Below are 21,614 nucleotides of genomic sequence, written 5' to 3'. Positions count from 1 at the left end.
GACCGGAGCCGAGCCATCATGGCCACCCCCTTGAAGACGCTGATCGCGAAGCTGAACGCCACCAGCCGGCAGGCCGCCGAACGCGCCGCCTCGCTGTGCATGGCGCGCGGCCACTATGAGGTCGACCTGGAACATCTGTTCCTGGCGCTGCTCGAGAATCCCCGCAGCGACGTGTCGGTCGCTGCCCGGGCCAGCGGCATCGATCCGGCCGCGCTGCAAAGCGACCTGGACAGGGAGCTCGGCCGCTTCCAGACCGGCAATGGCCGCACGCCGGCGTTTTCGCCGTGGCTGCCCAAGCTGTTCGAGCATGCCTGGCTGATCGCCTCGCTCGATTCGCAGACCACGCGTATCCGTTCCGGCCATCTGCTGCTGGCATTGCTGACCGAGCCGAGCCTGGCGCCGTTGGCCGAGCGCGGCTCCAAACGCTTCGGTCAATTCCCGGTCGAGCGCCTGAAGCACGAGCTTGGCGCGTTGACCAAGGGCTCCGAGGAGGCCGAGCAGGCGGTGGCTTTCGCGGACGCGGGGGCCGCACCGACCGAGGAGCCGTCGGGTCAGGGCGCGCTGTCGAAGACCCCGGCGCTCGACCAGTACACCGTCGACCTGACCGCCGCGGCGCGCGACGGCCGCATCGATCCGGTGATCGGCCGCGACGCCGAGATCCGGCAGATGATCGATATCCTGATGCGCCGCCGTCAGAACAACCCGATCCTGACCGGCGAGGCCGGGGTCGGCAAGACCGCGGTGGTCGAGGGGCTGGCCTTGCGGATTGCCGCCGACGACGTGCCCCCGCCGCTGCGCGGCGTCGCGCTGCGCACGCTGGACATGGGCCTGCTGCAGGCCGGCGCCAGCGTCAAAGGCGAATTCGAGAACCGGCTGCGCAACGTGATCGACGAGGTCAAGCGCAGCCCGCAGCCGATCATCCTGTTCATCGACGAGGCGCACACGATCATCGGCGCGGGCGGGCAGGCGGGCCAGAACGACGCGGCCAACCTGCTGAAGCCGGCGCTGGCGCGCGGCGAGCTGCGTACGATCGCGGCGACGACCTGGGCCGAATACAAGAAGTACTTCGAGAAGGACGCCGCGCTGGCGCGGCGCTTCCAGGTCGTCAAGGTCGAGGAACCGGACGAGGCGCTGGCCTCGGCGATGCTGCGCGGCATGGTCGGCCTGATGGAGCGGCACTTCGACGTGCGCGTGCTCGACGAAGCGATCACCGAGGCGGTGCGGCTGTCGCACCGCTATATCAGCGGCCGGCAGTTGCCGGACAAGGCCGTCAGCGTGCTCGATACCGCCTGCGCCAAGGTCGCGCTGGCGCAGAGCGCGACGCCTGCTGAAATCGAACAGGACCAGAAGGCGCTGGAGCGCCTGACGGTCGAGATCGGCGCGCTGCAACGCGAGCTGTCGACCGGCGGCCAGCATCAGGCGCGCCTGGCCGAGCTGCAGAAGCAGGAGCAGGCGCTGCGCGAGCAGATAGCGGCCGGCAATGAGCGGCTGGCACGCGAACGCGAACTGGTCGAGCGGATCGTTGCGCTGCTGCGGTCCCGCGATGCGCGTGTCGGCGATGCGGCCGCAGCGACCGATGCCATCGCCGAGGAAGCCGCGCCGGTGGCTGCCAACAGCGACATCGCGCCCGCAGGACGCCGCCGCAAGGCCGCCACACCGACCCCGCCCACCGACGAACTGTCGCGCCTGAAGGACGAACTGCGCCAGCTGCAGGGCGAAAAACCGCTGGTCCCGATCCAGGTCGACGGCCAGGTCGTCTCCGAGATCGTCTCCGCCTGGACCGGCATTCCGCTGGGCCGCATGGTCAAGGACGAGCTGCATACGGTGATGAACCTGAAGCCGCTGCTCGAAGAACGCGTGGTCGGCCAGCCGCACGCGCTCGAAGCGGTAGCCCAGCGCGTGCGTACCGCCGCGGCCAATCTGGAAGACCCGCACAAGCCGCGCGGCGTGTTTCTGTTCGTCGGTCCGTCCGGCGTCGGCAAGACCGAGACCGCGCTGGCGCTGGCCGACATCCTGTACGGCGGCGAGCGCAAGCTGATCACGATCAATATGAGCGAGTACCAGGAGGCCCACAGCGTGTCGGGCCTCAAGGGCTCGCCGCCGGGTTATGTCGGCTACGGCGAGGGCGGGGTGCTGACCGAAGCCGTGCGGCGGAACCCGTACAGCGTGGTGCTGCTCGACGAAATCGAGAAGGCGCATCCCGACGTGCTCGAGATGTTCTTCCAGGTCTTCGACAAAGGCTGGATGGAGGACGCCGAGGGCCGGACCATCGACTTCCGCAACACCATCATCATCCTGACCTCGAACGCGGGCTCGGCCTCGATCATGCAGGCGTGCCTCAACAAGTCCGCCGAGGAACTGCCGGACGCCGACGCGCTGACCGAAGCGCTGCGTCCGACGCTGTACAAGACCTTCAAGCCCGCCTTTATCGGCCGGACCAAGGTGGTGCCGTACTACCCGATCAGCGACGACACGTTGGTCGAGATCATCGAGCTGAAGCTGCGCCGCATCGGCGATCGCGTGCAGCAGAACCACCGCGCGGCATTCGAATGGGATCCGGCCGTGACCGAGGCCGTGCTGCAGCGCTGCACCGAAGTCGATACCGGCGCGCGCGCCGTCGACCATATCCTGAACGGCACGCTGCTGCCCGAGATTGCGCAGTCGGTGCTGGCGAAGATGGCGCAGGGCGAGGCCATCCAGAAGATCAAGGTCGGCGTCAACAAGAACGGCGGCTTCCGCTACAAGGTCAATTGAGTTCAATTGAGGTCAATTGACTCCGTAACTCAAAGTCGAGGCAGCGATGGGCGTACTGACCGATATGGCGCATGAACTGGCGGCGCAATGGCGCGCGGCCTTCCGCCAGCACGACCGTCTGCTGCGGCTCTCCACGCCGCTCGGGAACGATGTGCTGCTCGCCGAGCGGCTGCTCGCGCGGGAACAGCTCGATGGCGGTGGCTTCCGTATAGAGTTGTCGGCGCTGTCGGACGACGCCAGGCTCGACCCAGCCGCCTTGCTCGGCCAGCCGGTGCGCATCGACCTGCTGACGCAGCTCGACCGCGACAAGCCCCGGCCATTGCACGGCCATGTGACGGTGTTCGAGCGCGTCGGCGCCAATGGCGGCCTGGCGCGCTACCGGCTGGTGATCGAGCCGTGGCTGGCCTTCCTGCGCCATCGCCGCGACAGCTTCCTGTTCCAGGACATGTCGGTGATCGAGATCGTCGACAGCGTGCTCGGCGACTATCGCGGGCAGGGCAAGCTGGTGCCGGAATGGCGCTGGGCGCTGGCCGACGCCGCGGTCTATCCAAAGCGCAGCGTGGTGACGCAGTACGACGAGTCGGATTTCGATTTCGTGACGCGGCTGCTGGCCGAGGAAGGGCTGTTCTACTACTTCGAGCACGAGCGCGCCGATGGCGATGCGCTCGGCCTGCATCGGATGGTGATCGCCGATCGCAACGACGTCTTCAAGGACAACGCGCAGGCCAGCATCCGCTTCGGCCGCGCCGATGCCACCGCGTCGGAAGACGTGATCACCGAATGGCAGGGTGAGCGCCAGTGGCAGACCAATGCGGTCGAGCTGGCGACCTGGGACTATCGCACCACGTCGCTGCGCAGCGCGACCGTGAACACGCACCACGACAACGGCGAGCAGGCCACCGCGCTGACCGATACCGACTTTGTCGGCCAGTACGCGTTCGAGGACGGAGAGCAGGCACAGCGCATCGCGCGCATGGCGATGGAATCGCTCGAGGTCCGCAACAAGGCCTTCCACGGCGGCGGCACGGTCCGCACGCTGGCGCCGGCGACCACGTTCTCGCTGCTGGACCACTACGAGCACGATGCCGACGAGGAAGACGGCCGGCGCTTCGTGGTGCTGTCGGTTACGCACGAGGCCCGCAACAACTTCAACGAGGGCTTCGGCCGGGCCCTGCTGGCGATGGCGGGCCTGGCTGCGGCTGGCGACAACGAGACCTTGCCGCTGTACCGCAACCGATTCACCGCCGTGCGCGCCAGCGTCCCATACCGGCCCGCGCTGCGCGGCGACGACGGCCGCCTGCTGCATCCCCGGCCTACCGTGCGGGGCAGCCAGACCGCACTGGTGATCGGCGATGGCGGGCCGGTCCATACCGACCGCGATCACCGCATCAAGGTCCAGTTCCATTGGCAACGTGGCGGGCGTTCGGTGAGCCGACAGTCCCACCCGGCCGGCGACGACAACGCCCGCGCCGATGCCTCGCTCGGCTGCTGGCTGCGCGTCGCCACCCCCGTGGCCGGCGACAACTGGGGCGGCGTTGCGCTGCCCCGCGTCGGCCAGGAGGTGGTGGTCGAGTTCGTCAACGGCGATATCGACCGCCCCGTGGTCGTCGGCGCGGCCTACAACGGGTCCGGCGAAACGGACGCGCAGATCAACAAGCAACAGGCCGGCGCCGCCAACGCGACCGGCAACGCGCCCGCCTGGTTCGCCGGTGAAGGGCAGAAGGACAAGGCCTACGCGCACAACGCCGTGCTGTCCGGCATCAAGACGCAGGCGCTGTCCGCGAGCCAGACCGGCAACGGCGGCTACAACCAGCTGGTGTTCGACGACACCGAAGGCCAGAGCCGCACGCTGCTCTCGACCACGCAGGCCGCGACCTCGCTGACCCTTGGCCACCATCTGTTCCAGCGCGACAACGCCCGCGAAACCGACCTCGGCCATGGCGCAGCACTGGCCACCGACGCCTCCGGCAGCGTCCGCGCCGGCTCGGGCCTGCTGATCGCCGCCGAAGATGGCAGCGTCACGCAACCGCTGCTGCACAGCGAGCAGGCCGTGACGCAGGTCGAGGAAAGCCTGGAGCTCGCCCGCACGCTGGCGGAGCAGGCCGCAAAACAAAAGGCTGGCCTGCCCGATGAGCCGGCCGCGGACGCGCTGCCGGCGCTCGAATCGCTGAAGCACAGCGCGGAAGTGTTGCGCACCGAAGCCAAGGCCGAGGACGGCGGCTCGGCGATTGCCTACAGCGAACCGCATCTGGTGGTGTCGGGCCCGAAGGGCGTGGCGCTGTCGACGCCGGCCGATGCCGTGCTGGTCGCGGGCACCAATGCGACGCTGGTGGCCGGGGAACATTTCAATCTGGCGGCCGGCGGCAATCTCGCGGTCGCGGTGGCCGATGGGTTGAGCCTGTTTGCCGATGGGCAGGGCGCCTCCGGCTCGGGCTCCGGTTCAGGCGGCCAGGGTACGCAGACCGCGCAGAAGGGCGCCGACGCGAAAGGCATGGCCTTGCATGCGGCCACCGGCAAGGTCGAAGTCGCCAGCTTGACCGGCGCCAGCCGCTACGCCGCGGAACGCACGGTGACCATTGCCTCGACCCAGGCCAACGTCACGGTCGAGGGCAAGCAGCATGTGCTGCTGAACGCCGCCGGGGCGCAGATTCGCGTGCTGGGCGGGAAGATTGAACTGCATGCGCCGGGGAAGGTGGAGTTCAAGGGGGCGGGGCATCGGTTTGTCGGGCCCGCAGGCGCGGAGGCGAGCAATTCGCTGGCCAAGGGCGACCTGGGGCTGTGCGAGTTCAAGACGCGCGGTGCGGAAGCCGCCGGCGATGCGCTGGTGCCGTTGGGCTGATGGCGATGTTCGAACTGCATCATCGCTTTCTGGACGACTTCACGCACGTCGTGCTCAGCCCGCTGCAGCTTGGCCGGCAGGCCGTGGCGGCGTTGCCGGTCACGCCGCTCGTTCCGCGTGGTGTCGACGTCCAGCCGCACCTGATGCCGGCGTTGCTGGCGCTGGCGGATCTCGATCGACAGGGAAAGATTGCGCTGATCGATGCCGGGTTGCGGTGGCAACAGGACTATCTGCGCCCGTATTTCAGCGCCTGCCTGGTCAGCCAGCACTCGACCGAACGGCTTGCCCACCATCTCGGTACGGCGCAGTTGCTGAGCGCGCCAGACAGCGGCCGATTTCTGCTGCGCTTCACCGATCCGCGCGTGATGACGCAATTGCTCGGCATCCTGGATGACACGCAACTGGATGCGCTGATGGGACCGGTAGCACAGTGGCACTGGGTCGATCCGCTCGGAGAACGGCGCCAGCGCCTGTCCAGCCGCGATCCCCATCTACCGCTGCGGGTGCGGCCCGGCCAGATCGGGCCGCTGCGGCGCGTGGGCCTCGTCAACGGCTGCCTGCAAACGCTAGCGAGAAGCGGTTGGCCGTGCGCCGACGCCGTTTCGCTCGGCCGGCAACTGGATGACGCGCTGGTCGAAGCCACCCAACGGCATGGCTTGCGCGATGAGGCGGACCGCCGGCTTTACGCCGTTCAATACGTGGCGATGCAAGGCCACCCGGACGCCCATCCCGCCCTGAAGGCGGCGCTGCTGAAGGCGGAGGCCGGCGAACTCAGTTACGTCGGCGCCTGTGCCGAACTGACCGACGACCCGCTGGGCGTTCCGCCTGCAACCGGGACGCACCACAACGATCGACTATGGGAACAAGCGACATGAACGCAGCCGCCATCGAGGAAGCGTCCAAATGCCCGTTCTGCGACAAGGAAGGGCTGCCCATCCTGCCCGTTCGGTACGCGATCGGCCGCACCGGAAAGAGCAAGAGCGGCCGGCCGTTGGCGCCGGTGCCGCCGGCGCTGGATTCGCAGTTCGGCGACAAGGTGACGGCCATCGCGTTGCCCGAGGACGTGGCCCGTTACACCCTGCGCCTGCTGCGCGGCGGCTACCTCTACGTCTTCAACGAGAAGCGCGGCCTGTGGTCCGCTTACGTCGTGACCGAAGGTGGCTACCTGTATGAGTTCGACTTCAACGACCCAGCACCGCCGCTGCCTGAAGACATCGAGTTCACCTGCAGCAACAAGCAGGATGCGGTGATCGCGCGCTGCATCACCGTCAAGGACGCCCATGTGGCCGGTCCGGTCTGGATCGGCTTCTCCGACGTGATGTGGACCGAGGAGGTCAAGAAGCGGCACAAGCGCCAGGCCTGGCGCGAGAAGCATATGCGCCGGATCGATATCAACAAATGGCGCAATGGCGGCGCTGCGGCCTTGCCTCACGTGGCCCCGTTGACGGACGCCGGCAAGCTGGTGGCCGAGTTCCAGGCGGAGGGCCAGACGGTCAAGGACGCGCCGCCGGAACCCATGCCGGCAAGCGATCCGGACGTCCACACGCTGCCGACCATAGTGATCAAGGCGTACCCCGCCTTCGACTTCTCGCCGCACGACTTCAACGCCTGCAAGGAGCAGCAGGCCGATCTTCTGAAGTGGGCCGAGTCAGCCGCCGCCCCGTATCGGCCGGCCCTGGCGGCATTGTGGGACCCGGTCGGTATCGCTTCGGAACTCGATCCGCTGATGCACGAGTGCTACGAGGACTTCCTGTACGAAGATCCCGAGCGCGCCCGCAAGCTGGCCGTGTCGCAGGCCATCATGTCGATCCGCGAGTCGATCGGCAACCATGCCGAACTCGACGTCATGCGTACGGCCGAGGAGAGCGCGCAGAACGTCGAGATCTACGGCACCGCGGATCCCCACGCGATGCCCATGCCGGGCGGCGCGGGCCCGGAGACCATGGCGGCCGGCAAGATGTTGGCCGAATGGCTGCTCGGCGAACCCGAGAAGGCGCGCAATCGCAGTATTGCCGAGGCCTATCGCAATGTGCCCAAGGCCCGCCTTCACCAGGCGCGCAGCAACTCGTGGACCAAGTACGAGACGCGCATGGTGACCGGCGCGAAGCGCTATGACGAGAAGGCGCGCGAAGACTTCCAGAAGGCATTCGACCGCGCGCTGGACGGGTTCAACAAGAAGACGATCGATCCGCTTGCCAAGGCGCACCGTGCGTGGCTGGAGAGCGAGGCGATGGCCAATGTGTTCGCCTGCAACTACGACGAGACCAATATGCGCAGCGGCGAGGCCTATACCGGCGCCGTGATGCTTTGTATCGGCAATACGCAAGACAAGCCGATTTGCTTCGAGCTGTACAAGAAGTGGCTCGACGGAAGTCCCGATGACCAGAAGAACCTGTTGCTGCGCGCGCTGGGCTTCAATCAGCAGGACGTGCTCGCGGCGGCCGCGAAGGCGTCGTCGAGCGGCGTGGATCCGTGGAACCTGTCCTGGCCTTCGCTGATCAAGGTCTACGACTTCGCCTTCCAGCGCGTGTCAAACCCGGCCACGGCGTCGTGCCTGATCGCCAATTTCATCCTGGGCATCAACGGCCCGTTGGCCTGGGCGCTGAGCAAGGCGACCGCGGACGGTCCCATCAAGGGCATCGGCGTTCTGTTCGGCATGCTGTCCAGGAAGGCGATGGTGCCGCTGCAGGTCGAGGGCGACTACCGGACGTTCCGCCGCGAGCTGATCCGCAAGATCCGCAACCTGAGCGCCGAGGCGGGGCACGATGTGCCGTCGCGCCGTGCCCTGTACGACCCGGTCGAGCTGGAGCTGCGGCGCCTCGAGGTACATGGGCTGCCGATGGAGGGAACGACCAGCAAGTCCTTCCTGGTGCTGGTCGATCCCGCGCATCTGAACAGCATGCCCGCCGGCCTGACCAAGGCACAGCGTACGGCATGGTTGGCGCGCTCGCTGCGCCTGCCGAACAACTATGCATTGATGCGACTGCCCGGTGCGTGGAAAGGGGTCATCAATACCGATGTGCGTGTCGGCGCGGCCTCGTCCGTCCTTGATATCGTGCTGCTGATCAAGCTGTGGAGCGACAGCGACGACTCGATGAATCACAAGGTCGGCGATACGTGGGGACGCATTCTGGGCGGCGTCGTCGGCGTGGCGGGCGGCATCATCGAATTGGTGTCGAAGGTCGCCAAGGCCCGCGTAACTTTCGGCCTGCAGTTCGGGCGCGCATTGGACGCGTCGCTGGCCAAGATGCTGGAGAGCGTGGGACGCCGCGCGACCGCGGTCGGCGGTGTCATCATTGCGGTGCTCGATCTGAACCAGGCACGGCTCGAATTCTCGGAGGGCAATGTCATCGTCGGAGGACTCTATGTCCTGTCGGCGGCGGTCGGCCTGCTGATGGTCTGGGCCGTTTATGTCGGCATGACCGGCTGGGGCATCGTGATTGCCATCGTGATGTTCGTGATCGCGGGGCTGATCGCCTGGCTGGCCGACGACAAGATCCAGGACTGGCTTGAACGCTGCTACTGGGGCAGCCTGAGCGACGAGCGCTACGGAGACGTCGAACAGGAGATGGAACAGCTGAAGCTGGCCACGAAGGACTGATATGGATTTCACGGGACTGGTGCGCAAGTATCGCGTCAACCGGCCAATCGACGACGACGAGCGTGCTCACCGCCTGCGGCCGGGGCAACGTCTGCAGGTCGCGCCACACGATCAGCTCTGCGTGATCAAGATCAATTCCAGCTATCTGGATTCGGTCGACCGTCATTACGACTCCCGCGGTGCGCTGACGCTGATGGCGCTGGCCGTGATCGTCGTCTGTGTCGGCGGTTTCGTCGCGATGGGCCTGGCCGCGCGGCGACCGCTGGAATTGGGTCTCTACACGCCGGGCGTTGTTGCGGCCTTCCTCGGATTCGTGGCGTTCGTGATGGCGCCGATCGTGGCGCTGTCCGTGTGGATGGCGCGGCGGGAACTGGGGCGATACACGCACTATCCGATCCGACTCGATCGGCGCAACCGGATGGTCCATGTGTTCCGGCTCGACGGCAGCATTCTGAGCGTGCGCTGGGACGATGTGTTCTTCACGCTGGGACGCTGTTCCGGCTCGGTTCAGCCGGTGCGCGATATCCGTGGACTGGTGCTGGACCGCGATGGTGTCACGGTGCGCGAGCAGTTCGCGTTTTCGCTATGGGAAGTCGATCCCCTGCGATTGAAGGCGCATTGGGAATTCCTGCGGCGCTATATGGAAGAGGGGCCCAAGGACCTGATCGAGCGGATCCGGTATTGCGTGCCGATCGACGGCCGGCGCGAGCGCTTCCGCGTCGGCCTGGAACGCGTCTTTGCCAATGACGCCGGCTCGACGCCGATCTATTGGCTGATGTGGCCGTTCAATCTTCTGCTGGCGTGCAGCCGCGCGCTGGTGATGGCAAGTTGCCGCGTGCCGGTCTGGCCCAAGGACATCGAAGAGGCCGCACCGGTCTCGAAGGACGATCCCTATGTCAAGGATGCAAGCATCAATCCGCGCAATCTGCGCTGAGCGCCGAATGGCGAGCCATGCCGCATTGTCGCGGCACGCGGGGTGGAAGGCCTCCGTGATGGCTGCGGTGGCGCTCATGGTCTTCGCGCGCGTGGCGACCGCTGCTGACGGCGCCAATGCGGCGGCGCTGGAGCAGGCCGCCAAGCGCGTTTCCGAAGTCGTGGCCACCGGCGAAGTCATCCCCGCCGCCAAGGGCACGCTGAAGCAGCAAGGCGACAAGGTTTCGCCCAAGCGCGCAGCCTGCCTGTCGGCCATGGAGCCGCGCACGGTAGCGAACAAGATCGGCTATCCGCTTGCAGAGGATTTTTCGAAGGAGGAATTCCTCGCGCTGACGCGCTTCCTCGACACCCCGGAAGGCAAGCGCATCCAGCAAGCGCGAGCCGAACGGCTGGCGTCGGGCAATCTCGTTTTCCGGCTGACGCCCGAGGAATCTGCGGTCGTCGGCAAGGCCCTGCCGGCGCCGCTGGCGGCAAAGTGGTCAGCCGGCGCGGCGACACAGCCCCACACGCTGCAGGCCATGCGCAAGGTGTTCGAAGAACAGCAGGCGATCTGCCGCAACGAGGAAACTTCACCGCGGTCGGCTGCATCTGCGCCGGTCAACTATCGGGAAGGACTGCCGCCCAACGTCGGCTGCTCGAAGCCGCGCCTGAGCCTGGTCAGCGAACTGCCGGACAAGCCGGTCTCGGTCACGGTGCGCGTGTGGATCGGTGAGGATGGTTCGGTGGCCCGCACCGCGCTGGAAAAGCCGTCCGGATTCCAGCCAGTGGACAACGCAGCGCGCAGGGCGATGAACGGCATGCGTTGCTCGGCGCGCGGTAGCGGTCCGCTGGTACCGTTCACGACGACGCAATCGTTTGTCGTACAGGCAGGAGGGTAGGGCCGCCAGCGAGGGCGCCGGCCCTACAAAGTCGTCCTCTTCCCCTCCCGATCCACCTCATACACCTTGTGCTCGCCAAGCCGGCGCTTCAACCACAGCCCCGCCTTGCCCAGCACATGCGCCTTCGCCCAGATCAAATCCACACCGACCAGCCAGTCGGTGTACGGATAAGCGGTCAGCGGCAGCTCCACTAATTCGCCTGAGGCCAGCTCGGACAGGATCAGTTGCCGCGGCAGCGTGGTCCATCCCAGGCCAGTGCGAGCCAGTTCGAGCAGCGCGGCATAGCTCTCCGCCTGCCAGCATCGCGTCGCGTCCAGGTACTCGCTGCTCGGCAGCTTGTGGTTGTGGCCGCTGAAGACGAGGCGCCGGTGCGCGCGCAGGTCGGCGAAATCGACGCGCTTCAACTTCGCCAGCGGATGGTTGCGGTGCGCGACGTGCGACAGGATCAGCTTGCCCATCTGCGCGAAGCCGAGGTCGCGCGGGTAGGCCGGTTGGGAGAAGGCGATGCCGAGATCGGCTTCGCCGCGTGCCAGCAATTCGGCGACATCGCCATGCAGCGGATGCCGGATCTGCAGGTCGACATGCGGAAACCGTTCCGCGAAGTCCCGTAGCGGCGGCATCAAGGTGGAATAGGGGACTTCGATCGCCAGCGTCAGCGTGGGCTCGACCCGTTCGCCGAGCTCGTTGGCGTGGGCCTCCAGTTGCAGGCAGCGCTCCAGCACCAGTTCGGCTTCGTTGCGCAGCTTTACTCCGGCGGGCGTCAGCGTCGACGCCTTGCCGCCGCGTTCGAACAGCACCAGGCCCAGATCGGCCTCGAGATTGGCGATCGCGGTGCTGACCGCGGACTGCGTCTTGCGCAGCTGCCGGGCTGCGGCCGAGAACGAGCCGGTGCTGGCCACCAGGGTGAACATTTCCAGCTGATCGAGCGAATAGCGCATCGCTGCCTGGTCTCCTGCCTGTAAGAACGGCGTACAAGAACTGCCTATCAAAAAAATCGATGGCTGCCGATTTGGCCCGCCGCGCAAACCCGCCGGATTATGGCGCACCGATCCGGCCGGCGCAAAAGCGCGGGACCACAGACCAGACGGAGGAGACCATGACGAATTCGCAGCAACAGGCGCGCCCCGACCCGATGCGGCAGGACCCGGCCGCCCATCCGGCAGTTCAACCGGCCGTCCACCCGGTCGATCAACGATTGCCCTTGCGGCAGCTGGCCGGCTTTGGCCTGCAGCACGTGCTGGTGATGTATGCCGGCGCGGTCGCGGTCCCGCTGATCCTGGGCAGCGCGCTGGGCCTGACCCAGCAGCAGATGGTCACGCTGATCAATGCGAACCTGCTGACCTCGGGCATTGCGACGCTGATCCAGACGCTGGGCTTCTGGCGCTTTGGCGCGCGCCTGCCGCTGATCCAGGGATGTTCGTTTATCGCGATCGCGCCGATGATCCTGATCGGCCAGCAATACGGGCTCAGCCATGTCTTCGGCGCGGTGATCGCCGCCGGCGCGCTGACCATCGCGATTGCGCCGCTGTTCAGCCGGCTGCTGCGCTGGTTCCCGCCGGTGGTGATCGGCAGCCTGATCGTGATCATCGGCGTCACGCTGATGCCGGCGGCGGCGATCTGGCTGGGCGGCGGCAATCCCGCGGCGCCGGACTTCGGCGCGACGCCAAACCTGCTGCTGGGCCTGGCAACGATCGCTATTACGCTGTTCGTCTACGCACGTTTCTCGGGCTTGATCGGCAATCTGTCGGTGCTGATCGGCCTGCTGGCGGGCACCGCGATTGCGATGGCCTGCGGCATGACGAGCTTCGATGCAGTGGGCCGCGCCGCCTGGTTCGAGATCAGCCCGCCGTTCGCGTTCGGCGCGCCGTCGTTCGCGCCGATGCCGACGCTCGTGATGCTGCTCGCGATGCTGGTGATCATGGCGGAGACGACCGGCAATGTGCTGGCGATCGGCACCATCGTCGGCCGGCCGTCGACGCAGCGCACGTTAGGCGATGCCTTCCGCGCCGACGGGCTGTCGACCATGCTGGGCGGCGTCTTCAACAGCTTTCCCTACAACGCCTTCACGCAGAACACCGGGTTGATCGCACTTTCGAACGTCAAGAGCCGCTATGTGGTGGCATCGGCGGGCGCCATCATGGTGCTGATGGGCCTGTTCCCGAAGCTTGGCGCGCTGATTGCTTCGGTACCGCGGCCGGTGCTGGGCGGATGCGCGATCGTGATGTTCGGCATGACGACGGTGGCCGGCATCCAGGAGCTGTCGCGCGTGAAGTTCGACGGCACGCGCAACGCGATCATCGTCGCGGTGTCGGTCAGCGTGGGCGTGTTGCCGATGTCGCTGCCGGCGTTGTTCGAGCGCGTCGAAGGGCCGCTGAAGCTGGTGCTCGACAGCGGCATCTTTCTCGGGGCGATCACGGCCGTGCTGCTGAACCTGCTGCTCAACCGCGGCGCGTCGCAGGGTGCCGCGCTCGACAGCGAGCATGCCGAAGCTGTCGCCACCAGCCAGCCTTGACCCCTAAGCGGCCATGCCGGCCGCAATCGAATCGCGCATCACGCGCATCTTTGCCAGGAGAATTGTCCGATGCCCGCCATCGACACCCAGACCCAAACCACCACGTCGAATCTGTCCGAACTCGATCTGCAACTGCTGCGCCAGTCGATCGCGCTGGCCGAGGAGTCGAAGCAGAAGGGCCGCCATCCCTTCGCCGCCATCGTGGCGGACGAGCACGGCAATATCGTCGCGTCGGCCGGCAACAACTCGATGCCGCCGCAGGGCGATCCGACCCAGCATGCGGAGCTTGCTGCGGCGGCGCTGGCGGCGAAGCGCCTGAGCCCCGAACAGTTGGCGCGCTGCACGCTGTACACCAGCGCAGAGCCCTGCTGCATGTGTGCCGGTGCGATCTACTGGTGCAATATCGGGCGGGTGGTCTATGCGCTGTCGGAGCACACCTTGCTGGGTCTGACCGGCGACCATCCGGAGAATCCGACCTTCTCGCTGCCATGCCGCGAGGTCTTCGTGCGGGGGCAGCGCCATATCGAGGTGCACGGTCCGATGCTGGAAGACGAGGCCGCGCGGTCCCATACTGGCTTCTGGAAGTAAGGCGGGGCAGGGTGCCTCGCGCTTGTCACGTGTTCGCCCTTTCCAGCGGGAGGCACCATGCCGGAACAACTGACCAAGCATCCCGACGTCACCTTGCAGGTGCTCAAAAGCGCCGGCGCACGCTGCGGCACCGGAGAAACCCCGCAGATCCTGAAAACCTGTCCGGCCGAGCGCTTTTGCCAGTTGCCCGGCGGCGAGATCTGCGTCTTCGGGCTGCCCGATGCGGGCCGCATGACGCAGATCACGAAGGCCGACTGGCAGGCGCTGACGGCCACGATGGCCGGGGTGACCCCGACCGCCGCGCCAGGGTCGCCATCGGCGCCGGCTACCGCGCCGCCGATGGCCACGCCATGGCTCTGGATCGTGATCGCGCTCGTGATCGGGCTGGTGCTGGGTGCGGTGCTGGCGCGCCGGCGCCGGCCGCCGCCATGAACGGCGATGGGCCGGCGCCCGCCACGATCACGCCCCGGGCTTGTTGCGGAACACCAGCGCCAGCCCGAGCAGGATCGTCACCATGCCGGCCAAGGCCAGCGGCGCCAGCCGGTTGCCCAGAATCAGATAGTCCAGCACCGCGGTGCCGGCCGGCACCAGGTAGAACAGGCTGGTCACATTGACCAGATTGCCGCCCTGGATCATCCGGTACAGCAGCAGCGTTGCGCCGATCGAGATCACCAGCGCCATCCAGCCGAGCGGCAGCAGCAGCGCGGGCGTCAACGAGACATGGATCGGCTCGAACGGCAGCAGCGCCAGGCACATCAGCAGCGCGATGCCGTATTGCAGCGGCATCACGTCGATCGGCGCCTGCCGAATGCCTTTCTGCACGATGGTGCCGGCCGTCATCGTGGCCAGCGCGGTCAGTGCATAGAGCATGCCGGCCACCGGGGTGCCGGCGATGCCGATGCCCTGGTAGACCACCATCACGAGCCCGGCCAGCGCCAGCACCAGCCCGACCAGCCGCAGCGCCGAGAAGCGGCGCTCGGTCAGCAGCAGCGTCAGGATCGGCTGGGCGCCGAGCAGCGTCGCCAGCATGCCGGGCGTGACGCCCCGGTCCAGCGCCAGCAGATAGCAGATCGAATAGCAGCCGGTCAGCAGCAGGCCGACCATCGCCACCCGCGCCCGCTGTCCGCGCTCGGGCAGCCAGCGGCGGCGCCACGCGGCGATCGCCAGCAGCACGCCGAACGCCAGCACGAAGCGCAGCGTCAGGAAGGCAAAGGCCGAGGCATAGGCCAGGCCCCATTTGGCGACGATGGCGCCGCTGCTCCACAGCAGCACGAACAGCGCGGTGGAGCCCTGCGCCACCCAGGCGCTTGGGAGTCTCGGTCGAGCGCGCCCCGAGGAAGGGGACAACAACGTCAACAAGGACAGCAGGGACAAGGTCGATCGCGCCGCATGCGCGAATCTTTGCAAGTTCATCGTTTTCACCTGTCATTGGGTGTGACGGGCTTCGGTCGACCGTGGGCGAATGCCGGCAGCGAACGCGAGCCGGCGGCATCGGCAGCATGCGAGCGGCGAGCGGCACACGGCGAGGGCAACGGCATTCGCGCGCGTCAGGCGCGCACGGTCAGACGGAAGACTTGGAGTCGGCTGGGATCAGCCGAGGACGGCCGCGGGCGGCGGGGCGACGCCCGCCACGACGGCCACGACGGCGTCAGGCGGGGCGACACCGGCCACGACAGCGCGCGGCGGGGCCACGTCGGCGACGTGAACCACGGCGGCCGGCGGCGACCAGACAGGAGAAACGGGGGGAGGCGCCGACGCGCGCGTGCCACCGGCCAGCAGGACCGGATTGGCAATCGAGGAAGCGCAGCGTACAGGCGTCATGGAACCCAGGCGGAACCGAAGGGGGTGGAAAACCGTCACACGACCGTCATGGGACGGCCGGTGCGCCGGCGGCGGGGATCGATGGAGTCGAATGCCGTCCATCGAATCATCCGCAGCACGACTTGGGCAAGCGTACACGCACTATGATGTGCTGACAACCCCGCCCGCGATCGGGCGCCGGTCCGGTTACAATGCGCGCCCCGCGGGAGCTTGCCTGCCCGCATGTCTGACATCTGGCAATGGAGGACCTCATGGAATCGCGAATCACCGAGCTGGAGGTCAAGCTGGCCTTCCAGGAAGACCTGCTGGAGACGCTGAACCTGACCGTCGCGAAGCAGCAGCGGCAGATCGAATTGCTGCAGGAGCAGATGCAGGCGCTCTATCAGCAGCTGCCGGCCGCGACCGGCACCGGCGCCGACGGCGGGTCGGTGCAGGAGATACCGCCGCATTACTGAGCGCCGGTCCGGCGATGGTGGAACGACGGGACGCCGCCCCGGTCTGACCGAGGTGACCACTCCAGCATCGCGCATGACTTCGATCTCTTCGCATGGCCGCGCCCGGGGCATCCGGCGGCCCCTGGCGGCCACAGCGCTTGGCGTCGCTGTCGCCGGCCTCGGCCTTCTTTCCGGCGCCGCCATCGCCGGCTACAACATCTGGACCGGCGAATACACCTTCACCAAACAGGAACTGCAGCGCGCCGTCGAAAGCCGCTTCCCGGCGACGCTGCGCTATGCCCAGGTGCTGGACGTACGGCTGACCCGGCCGCGGCTGACGCTCGATGTGGCGGGCAACCGCGTCACCACGCAGGTCGATGCGCAGCTGACCAACAGCCTGCTGCCGGCGCCACCGGTCAACGGCACGCTGGCGCTCAACAGCGGGCTGCGCTACGACCCGGTCAAGCGCGCGGTGCTGCTCGACAACCCGACCGTCGAGCAGGTCCAGGTCGACGGCGTGCCGGGTCAATACAGCGCGCAGCTCAACGCGGTGGGCAATCTGGTGGCGCAGGAACTGCTGAAGGACTATCCGCTGCATACCTTCAAGCCCGAGGAGCTGCAGGTCAACGGCAAGCAGGTTCAACCGGGCGCGATCACCGTGACCGAGGATGGGATCGCGGTGAAGATCGACACGAAGTAGGGCGGCCCGGCAAGGGCGACCCCAAAAGAAAAACCGGCGCATCAAGCGCCGGTTTTTACGTTGGCGCCCGGTCACGACCGGGGCGCCAGGGCAGCCGCCTTACTGGATCCTGGCCTTGTCGCGCAGCGACTTCATCATCGACTGGAACTGCTCGCGCTGCCAGTTCTGGTCGCTCATCATCATCTGCTGCAGCTGCGGCTTGGCTTCCTCGAAGGTCGGGATCTTGGTCTCGCGCTCGTCCTCGAGCAGGATCACGTGCCAGCCGAACTGCGTCTTGACCGGGGTCTCGGTCATCTGGCCCTTCTTCAGGCTGGCCATCGCGGCCGAGAACTCGGGCACATAGCTGTTGCTGCTGGCCCAGTCGAGGTCGCCACCGTTGGCGGCCGAGCCCGGATCCTTCGACGAGGCCTTGGCCACGTCGGCGAACTTGGCGCCGCCCTTGATCTTGGCGATGATCGCCACCGCTTCCGATTCCTTCTCGACCAGGATATGGCGCGCGCGGTATTCCTTGCCGTTGCCGAACTGGGCCTTGATCTTGTCGTATTGCTTGCGCAGTTCGGCATCGCTGGTGCCGTGGTTGCGCACATAGTCTTCGAACACTGCGCCGGCCAGCACGTTCAGGCGGGCCTGTTCCAGCTGCTCCTGCACGTCCGGGTTCTGCGTGAGGCCACGCTTGTTGGCCTCCTGCACCAGCAGCTCGCGGTCGATCAGCATATTGCGCGCGCGGTCCCGCAGCTCCGGGGAATCCGGCTGGCCGGTGCCGGCGATCAGCTTGTCGAGCTTGGCCGACGGAATGCCCTTGCCATTGACGACGGCGGCATTCTGGGCGATTGCCGGCAAGCTGCCAGCGGCAAGCACAGCCGCCAGGCTGAACGAGAGGACAGTGGTCTTCATGGAATCAGTGTTGGGAAGTCTGGGGAAGGCTGGACGATTATGCAGATACTTGTGCAGAGGCTTGTGCAGACACCGCGCCGATGAGGATGGTCATTGCGCGGAATACTCTTGCTCGGTGAATGCGGACACTGCCAGGGCATGGATCCGCATGGGGAAGAGACTGCGCAGCGCATCATACACCATGCGATGTCGGGCAACCCGGCTCGCGCCGGCGAAGCGTTCGCTGACGATGGTGACATGATAGTGCCCGCCGCCCGAAGCGGCGCCCGGATGCCCGGCGTGCAGCGCGCTGTCGTCGCGCACCGTCAGTTGCGACGGGGCGAGTTGGGCGCGCAGCAGGGCATCGATCTGCGCGGCGGTGTCGCCGGGGGTGCTTTCGGGAGGCAACGAAGAAGAGACGTCGTTCATGGTGCGAGGCCCGCGCTCAATCGCGGGCGCTTTCCTGCGCTTTTTCCGGCGCGTTGTCGTGCATATGCCGCGACAGCCAGAGGCTCTGCGCGACGATAAAGACCAGCATCAGGCCCATGCTGCCGAACAGCTTGAAATTGACCCAGATGTCGGTCGAGAACTGGTAGGCCACCCACAGATTCAGCACGCCCATCACGGCGAAGAAGCCGGCCCAGGCAGTATTGAGGCGGCCCCAGATCGGCTCGGGCAGCTTGACGGACTTTTCCATCATGGCGCGGATCAGGTTCTTGCGCCAGATCGCGGCGGAGGCCAGCAGCGCGACCGCGAACAGCCAGTACAGCACGGTGGGCTTCCACTTGATGAAGGTCTCATTGTGCAGCAGCAGCGTGGCGCCGCCGAACACGACGATGATCAGCAGGCTGATCCACTGCATCGGTTCGACCTTGCGGTGACGCAGCCAGACCCAGCCGATCTGCACGATGGTGGCCGCGATCGCGACCGCGGTGGCGGCGAAGATGCCCGACAGCTTGAAGGTGACGAAAAACAGGATGACCGGGAACAGGTCGAACAGAAATTTCATGCGGGTCCGTCGGGGGAGGGCGATGCCGGCAGGCGGCATCGCGGAATCGTTATCGTAGGGTCTGGCCGCGGCCGTTCAGCACTTGCGGTCAGCGCTGCGGGTCAGCCAGGGTTGCCGGATGGGCCGGCGTCGTCGGCGGCGCCCGGCTCGGGCTCGCGATCGTCGAATTTTAGCGCAGCCGAGTTGATGCAATAGCGCAGCCCGGTCGGCGCGGGTCCATCCTCGAAGACATGGCCCAGATGGCTGCCGCATTCCTTGCAGCGCACCTCGATGCGGACCATGCCATGGCTGCGGTCGACCTGTTCGTCGATCACCTCACCGTTGATGGGCCGGAAGTAGCTGGGCCAGCCGCAGCCGGCGTCGAACTTGGTGGTCGACTCGAACAGCGGCGTGCCGCAGCCCACGCAGCGGTAGATGCCGGGCTCCCAGTGGTCCCAGTAGCGGCCGGTGAAGGCGCGTTCGGTGGCGGCCTCGCGCGTGACCCGGTATTCGATGTCGGACAGTTGTGCGCGCCATTCGGCTTCGGTCTTGTTGACGGGCATGATGCGGATCCTCTCGGGTGCGATCGTCTTGCAGGGACGATCGTCAGGTCAAATCAGGTCAAATCAGGTCAAATCGGGTCAAAGCAGGGCGAAATCAGGACGAACAGCTTACCTCGATACCGGACGCCCAGTCGGGCGGCAGCGTGGCATACGACTCGGCCTCGGGCTGCTCGTCGAAGGGCCGCGACAGCACCGCCAACAGCCGCTGCACCTCGCTGAAGTCCTTTTCCTTGGCGCGCTGGATGGCTACCTCGGCCAGATGGTTGCGCAGCACGTACTTCGGATTGACGGCCAGCATCGACGCCGCGCGGGCCCCGTCGTCCGAATTCTCGGCCCGCAGCCGGGCGCGGTAGCGCTCGGCCCACGCGTCCCAGCCGGCGCGGTCCATGAACAGGTCGCGCACCGGCGCATCGCGGCTGCCGTCCGCCGAGGAGATGCGGGCGAGATGGCGCCAGAACAAGGTGTAGTCGACCCGCTGCGTATGCAGCAGGCGGAACAGGTCAGTCAGCAGCGCCTCGTCGGCGGCGTGGTCGATGTCGGCGCTGGCCAGGCCCAGCTTGGCACGGTACAGCTGGAAGAAGCGCAGCGCATAGCGGTCGCGGAAGGGATCGAGCGCGGCATGGGCCGCCTCGATCGCGGCCTCCTTGGCGGCCTCGGTCGGCGCCTGCCCATCCTCGCGCTCGAGCCACAGCGGCAGCAGCGCCTGCGCCAGGCAATGCAGATTCCAGAAGCCGACCTGCGGCTGCTGGCTGTAGGCATATCGACCCTGGTTGTCCGAGTGGTTGCAGATGTGATTGGCGTCGAAGGCGTCGAGAAAGCCGAATGGGCCGTAGTCGATGGTCAGCCCGAGGATCGACATGTTGTCGGTGTTCATCACGCCGTGGCAGAACCCCACGGCCTGCCACTGGGCCATCAGGTCGGCGGTGCGCAGCGACACCTCGCGCAGCAGCGCCTGGTAGGGGCTGACGGTCTCGCCGCCGACGCTGTCGCGGCATTCCGGCATGAAGCGGTCGATCACGAAGTCGGCCAGCTGGCGCAGTGCAGCCACGTCGTCGTGCGCGGCGAAATGCTCGAAATGGCCGAAGCGGATGAAGGTGGGCGAAAGCCGCGTCACCACCGCGGCGGTCTCGATGGTCTCGCGACGCACCGGCGCATCCGAGCCCACGATGCACAGCGCGCGGGTGGTCGGAATGCCCAGCGCGGCCATGGCCTCGGAGCACAGGTATTCGCGGATCGACGAGCGCAGCACCGCGCGGCCATCGCCCATGCGCGAATACGGCGTCTTGCCGGAGCCCTTCAGCTGGATCTCCCAGGGGCCATTGGCGGTCTGTGCCTCGGCCAGCCGGATTGCGCGCCCGTCGCCGAGCTGGCCGGCCCAGACGCCGAACTGATGGCCGGAGTAGACGGTCGCCAGCGGATCGGCCCAGTCGGGCACGCGGTTGCCGATGAAGATCTCGGCAAAGTCGCGCAGCGGCGGCGCTTGGTCGGCGCCGGCCGATTGCCAGCCGAGCAGTTCGGCAGCGGCCGGTGCCACGGCGACCAGATAGGGCGCGGGCAGCGGCGTGGGCGGCAGCCGCGTGAAGAAGCGCTCGCCGAGTTCGGCGAAACCGGGCGCCACGGAGAACGGCGGATCGCCAGGGGTAGCGCTCGAGGGGGCCGACGAGGCGGGCGAAGCGGAAGAGGGCAAAGAGGACATGAGGTCAGGGCCTTGGCATCACGCGCCGGGCGTGGAGGCTCGCGGATCGGCGAGCGTGGGCTGGGGACCGGCGCGGTGCAACAGCCTGCAATCGGTGGCCTGCCTGGAAGTGCGCTTGCAGGCTAGGGAAAACGACATGTTGAGGTGCAACATGGCTGGCAGTATTGTACTTGCACGCCGCATTTTCCCTGGTCTGACCGCGGCGCCGCTGCCGGTGTTCCCGCTCGTTGCCGCCTGTCGCCGCTTGCTTCCCGTCGCGGCGCGGCCATCACCGGCAGTCTCCCCTCATGACACCCGCTTGCACGCCCAGTGCACCGGGGTAGTGCATGGGCGGGCAGTGCGAGCGTGCTTGCCGACGCCTTCCGCTGGAAGGTTTTTGTCGGCCTAAAAAAAGAACGATTGTTCGCTTCTCGGCCTCGCCGCGGCGGACATCG

18 protein-coding genes are annotated in these 21,614 nt (G+C 67.0%); 11 read left to right on the top strand and 7 right to left on the bottom strand.

Annotated features, from left to right (window positions below; genetic code table 11):
* Nucleotides 1-18: 18 nt before the first annotated feature.
* Genes tssH through J5T34_RS08355 form a run of 6 tightly spaced genes read left to right on the top strand, consistent with a single transcriptional unit; the run spans nt 19 to nt 11,005 of the window.
* Complete coding sequence (gene tssH, locus J5T34_RS08380) at nt 19-2,754, top strand: type VI secretion system ATPase TssH (protein WP_208579338.1); 2,736 nt, start codon at nt 19-21, stop codon at nt 2,752-2,754.
* Nucleotides 2,755-2,800: 46 nt separating this feature from the next.
* Entirely contained in the window at nt 2,801-5,593 is a 2,793-nt protein-coding gene (locus J5T34_RS08375; RefSeq protein WP_208579337.1) for a type VI secretion system Vgr family protein, read from the top strand.
* On the top strand, nt 5,593-6,468 hold the full coding sequence (locus tag J5T34_RS08370; RefSeq protein ID WP_208579336.1) for a DUF4123 domain-containing protein: 876 nt from the start codon (nt 5,593-5,595) through the stop codon (nt 6,466-6,468). The genes J5T34_RS08375 and J5T34_RS08370 overlap by 1 nt, the downstream gene beginning before the upstream one ends.
* Nucleotides 6,465-9,194, top strand: coding sequence for a T6SS effector BTH_I2691 family protein (locus J5T34_RS08365; RefSeq protein ID WP_208579335.1), 2,730 nt, complete (start codon nt 6,465-6,467; stop codon nt 9,192-9,194). The genes J5T34_RS08370 and J5T34_RS08365 overlap by 4 nt, the downstream gene beginning before the upstream one ends.
* Before the next feature lies 1 nt (nt 9,195).
* Nucleotides 9,196-10,128 (top strand): DUF6708 domain-containing protein, encoded by a 933-nt coding sequence (locus J5T34_RS08360; protein ID WP_208579334.1) that lies wholly within the window; start codon nt 9,196-9,198, stop codon nt 10,126-10,128.
* Nucleotides 10,129-10,135: 7 nt separating this feature from the next.
* Nucleotides 10,136-11,005: an energy transducer TonB gene (locus J5T34_RS08355; protein WP_208579333.1), complete on the top strand. Its 870-nt coding sequence runs from the start codon at nt 10,136-10,138 to the stop codon at nt 11,003-11,005.
* A 23-nt stretch (nt 11,006-11,028) separates the two neighbouring features.
* On the opposite strand, the gene J5T34_RS08350 is transcribed toward J5T34_RS08355, so the two are convergent.
* Nucleotides 11,029-11,943: a LysR family transcriptional regulator gene (locus J5T34_RS08350; RefSeq protein WP_208579332.1), complete on the bottom strand. Its 915-nt coding sequence runs from the start codon at nt 11,941-11,943 to the stop codon at nt 11,029-11,031.
* A 158-nt stretch (nt 11,944-12,101) separates the two neighbouring features.
* Here J5T34_RS08350 and J5T34_RS08345 point away from each other — a divergent pair, with 158 nt between their 5' ends.
* The 3 genes from J5T34_RS08345 to J5T34_RS08335 all read left to right on the top strand — a co-directional run bounded on the left by J5T34_RS08345 (nt 12,102) and on the right by J5T34_RS08335 (nt 14,537).
* Nucleotides 12,102-13,517: a nucleobase:cation symporter-2 family protein gene (locus J5T34_RS08345; RefSeq protein ID WP_244258769.1), complete on the top strand. Its 1,416-nt coding sequence runs from the start codon at nt 12,102-12,104 to the stop codon at nt 13,515-13,517.
* Between the two features lie 69 nt (nt 13,518-13,586).
* Nucleotides 13,587-14,105 (top strand): nucleoside deaminase, encoded by a 519-nt coding sequence (locus J5T34_RS08340; RefSeq protein WP_208579331.1) that lies wholly within the window; start codon nt 13,587-13,589, stop codon nt 14,103-14,105.
* A gap of 57 nt (nt 14,106-14,162) precedes the next feature.
* Nucleotides 14,163-14,537 carry a hypothetical protein gene (locus J5T34_RS08335; RefSeq protein ID WP_208579330.1) on the top strand — a complete coding sequence of 125 codons (375 nt, stop codon included), beginning with the start codon at nt 14,163-14,165 and terminating at the stop codon, nt 14,535-14,537.
* Nucleotides 14,538-14,564: 27 nt separating this feature from the next.
* On the opposite strand, the gene J5T34_RS08330 is transcribed toward J5T34_RS08335, so the two are convergent.
* The gene (locus tag J5T34_RS08330) at nt 14,565-15,518 is read right to left on the bottom strand and encodes a DMT family transporter (protein ID WP_244258767.1); all 954 of its coding nucleotides are present in this window, start codon (nt 15,516-15,518) and stop codon (nt 14,565-14,567) included.
* A 659-nt stretch (nt 15,519-16,177) separates the two neighbouring features.
* On the opposite strand from J5T34_RS08330, the gene J5T34_RS08325 reads away from it, so the two are divergent.
* Nucleotides 16,178-16,381 (top strand): SlyX family protein, encoded by a 204-nt coding sequence (locus tag J5T34_RS08325; RefSeq protein WP_208579329.1) that lies wholly within the window; start codon nt 16,178-16,180, stop codon nt 16,379-16,381.
* Between the two features lie 73 nt (nt 16,382-16,454).
* Entirely contained in the window at nt 16,455-17,060 is a 606-nt protein-coding gene (locus tag J5T34_RS08320; RefSeq protein WP_208579328.1) for a DUF1439 domain-containing protein, read from the top strand.
* Between the two features lie 99 nt (nt 17,061-17,159).
* Here J5T34_RS08320 and J5T34_RS08315 read toward each other — a convergent pair whose 3' ends face one another.
* From J5T34_RS08315 to J5T34_RS08295, 5 genes are all read right to left on the bottom strand, one after another.
* A complete protein-coding gene (locus tag J5T34_RS08315) occupies nt 17,160-17,954 on the bottom strand; it encodes a peptidylprolyl isomerase (RefSeq protein ID WP_208579327.1) in 795 nt (264 codons plus the stop codon).
* A 90-nt stretch (nt 17,955-18,044) separates the two neighbouring features.
* Nucleotides 18,045-18,362, bottom strand: a complete 318-nt coding sequence (locus tag J5T34_RS08310) for a BolA family protein (RefSeq protein ID WP_208579326.1) — start codon at nt 18,360-18,362, stop codon at nt 18,045-18,047.
* Nucleotides 18,363-18,378: 16 nt separating this feature from the next.
* Nucleotides 18,379-18,942 (bottom strand): septation protein A, encoded by a 564-nt coding sequence (locus tag J5T34_RS08305; protein ID WP_208579325.1) that lies wholly within the window; start codon nt 18,940-18,942, stop codon nt 18,379-18,381.
* 101 nt (nt 18,943-19,043) lie between these two features.
* On the bottom strand, nt 19,044-19,484 hold the full coding sequence (msrB, locus tag J5T34_RS08300; RefSeq protein WP_208579324.1) for a peptide-methionine (R)-S-oxide reductase MsrB: 441 nt from the start codon (nt 19,482-19,484) through the stop codon (nt 19,044-19,046).
* Nucleotides 19,485-19,578: 94 nt separating this feature from the next.
* Nucleotides 19,579-21,180, bottom strand: a complete 1,602-nt coding sequence (locus J5T34_RS08295) for a protein adenylyltransferase SelO (protein WP_244258766.1) — start codon at nt 21,178-21,180, stop codon at nt 19,579-19,581.
* Nucleotides 21,181-21,614 lie beyond the last annotated feature (434 nt).

The organism is Cupriavidus gilardii, from assembly GCF_017598945.1.
GTDB classification, from domain to species: domain Bacteria; phylum Pseudomonadota; class Gammaproteobacteria; order Burkholderiales; family Burkholderiaceae; genus Cupriavidus; species Cupriavidus gilardii_E.
Note: the sequence above shows the minus strand (reverse complement) of the source record. Positions and strands in the feature narration are given on the sequence as shown.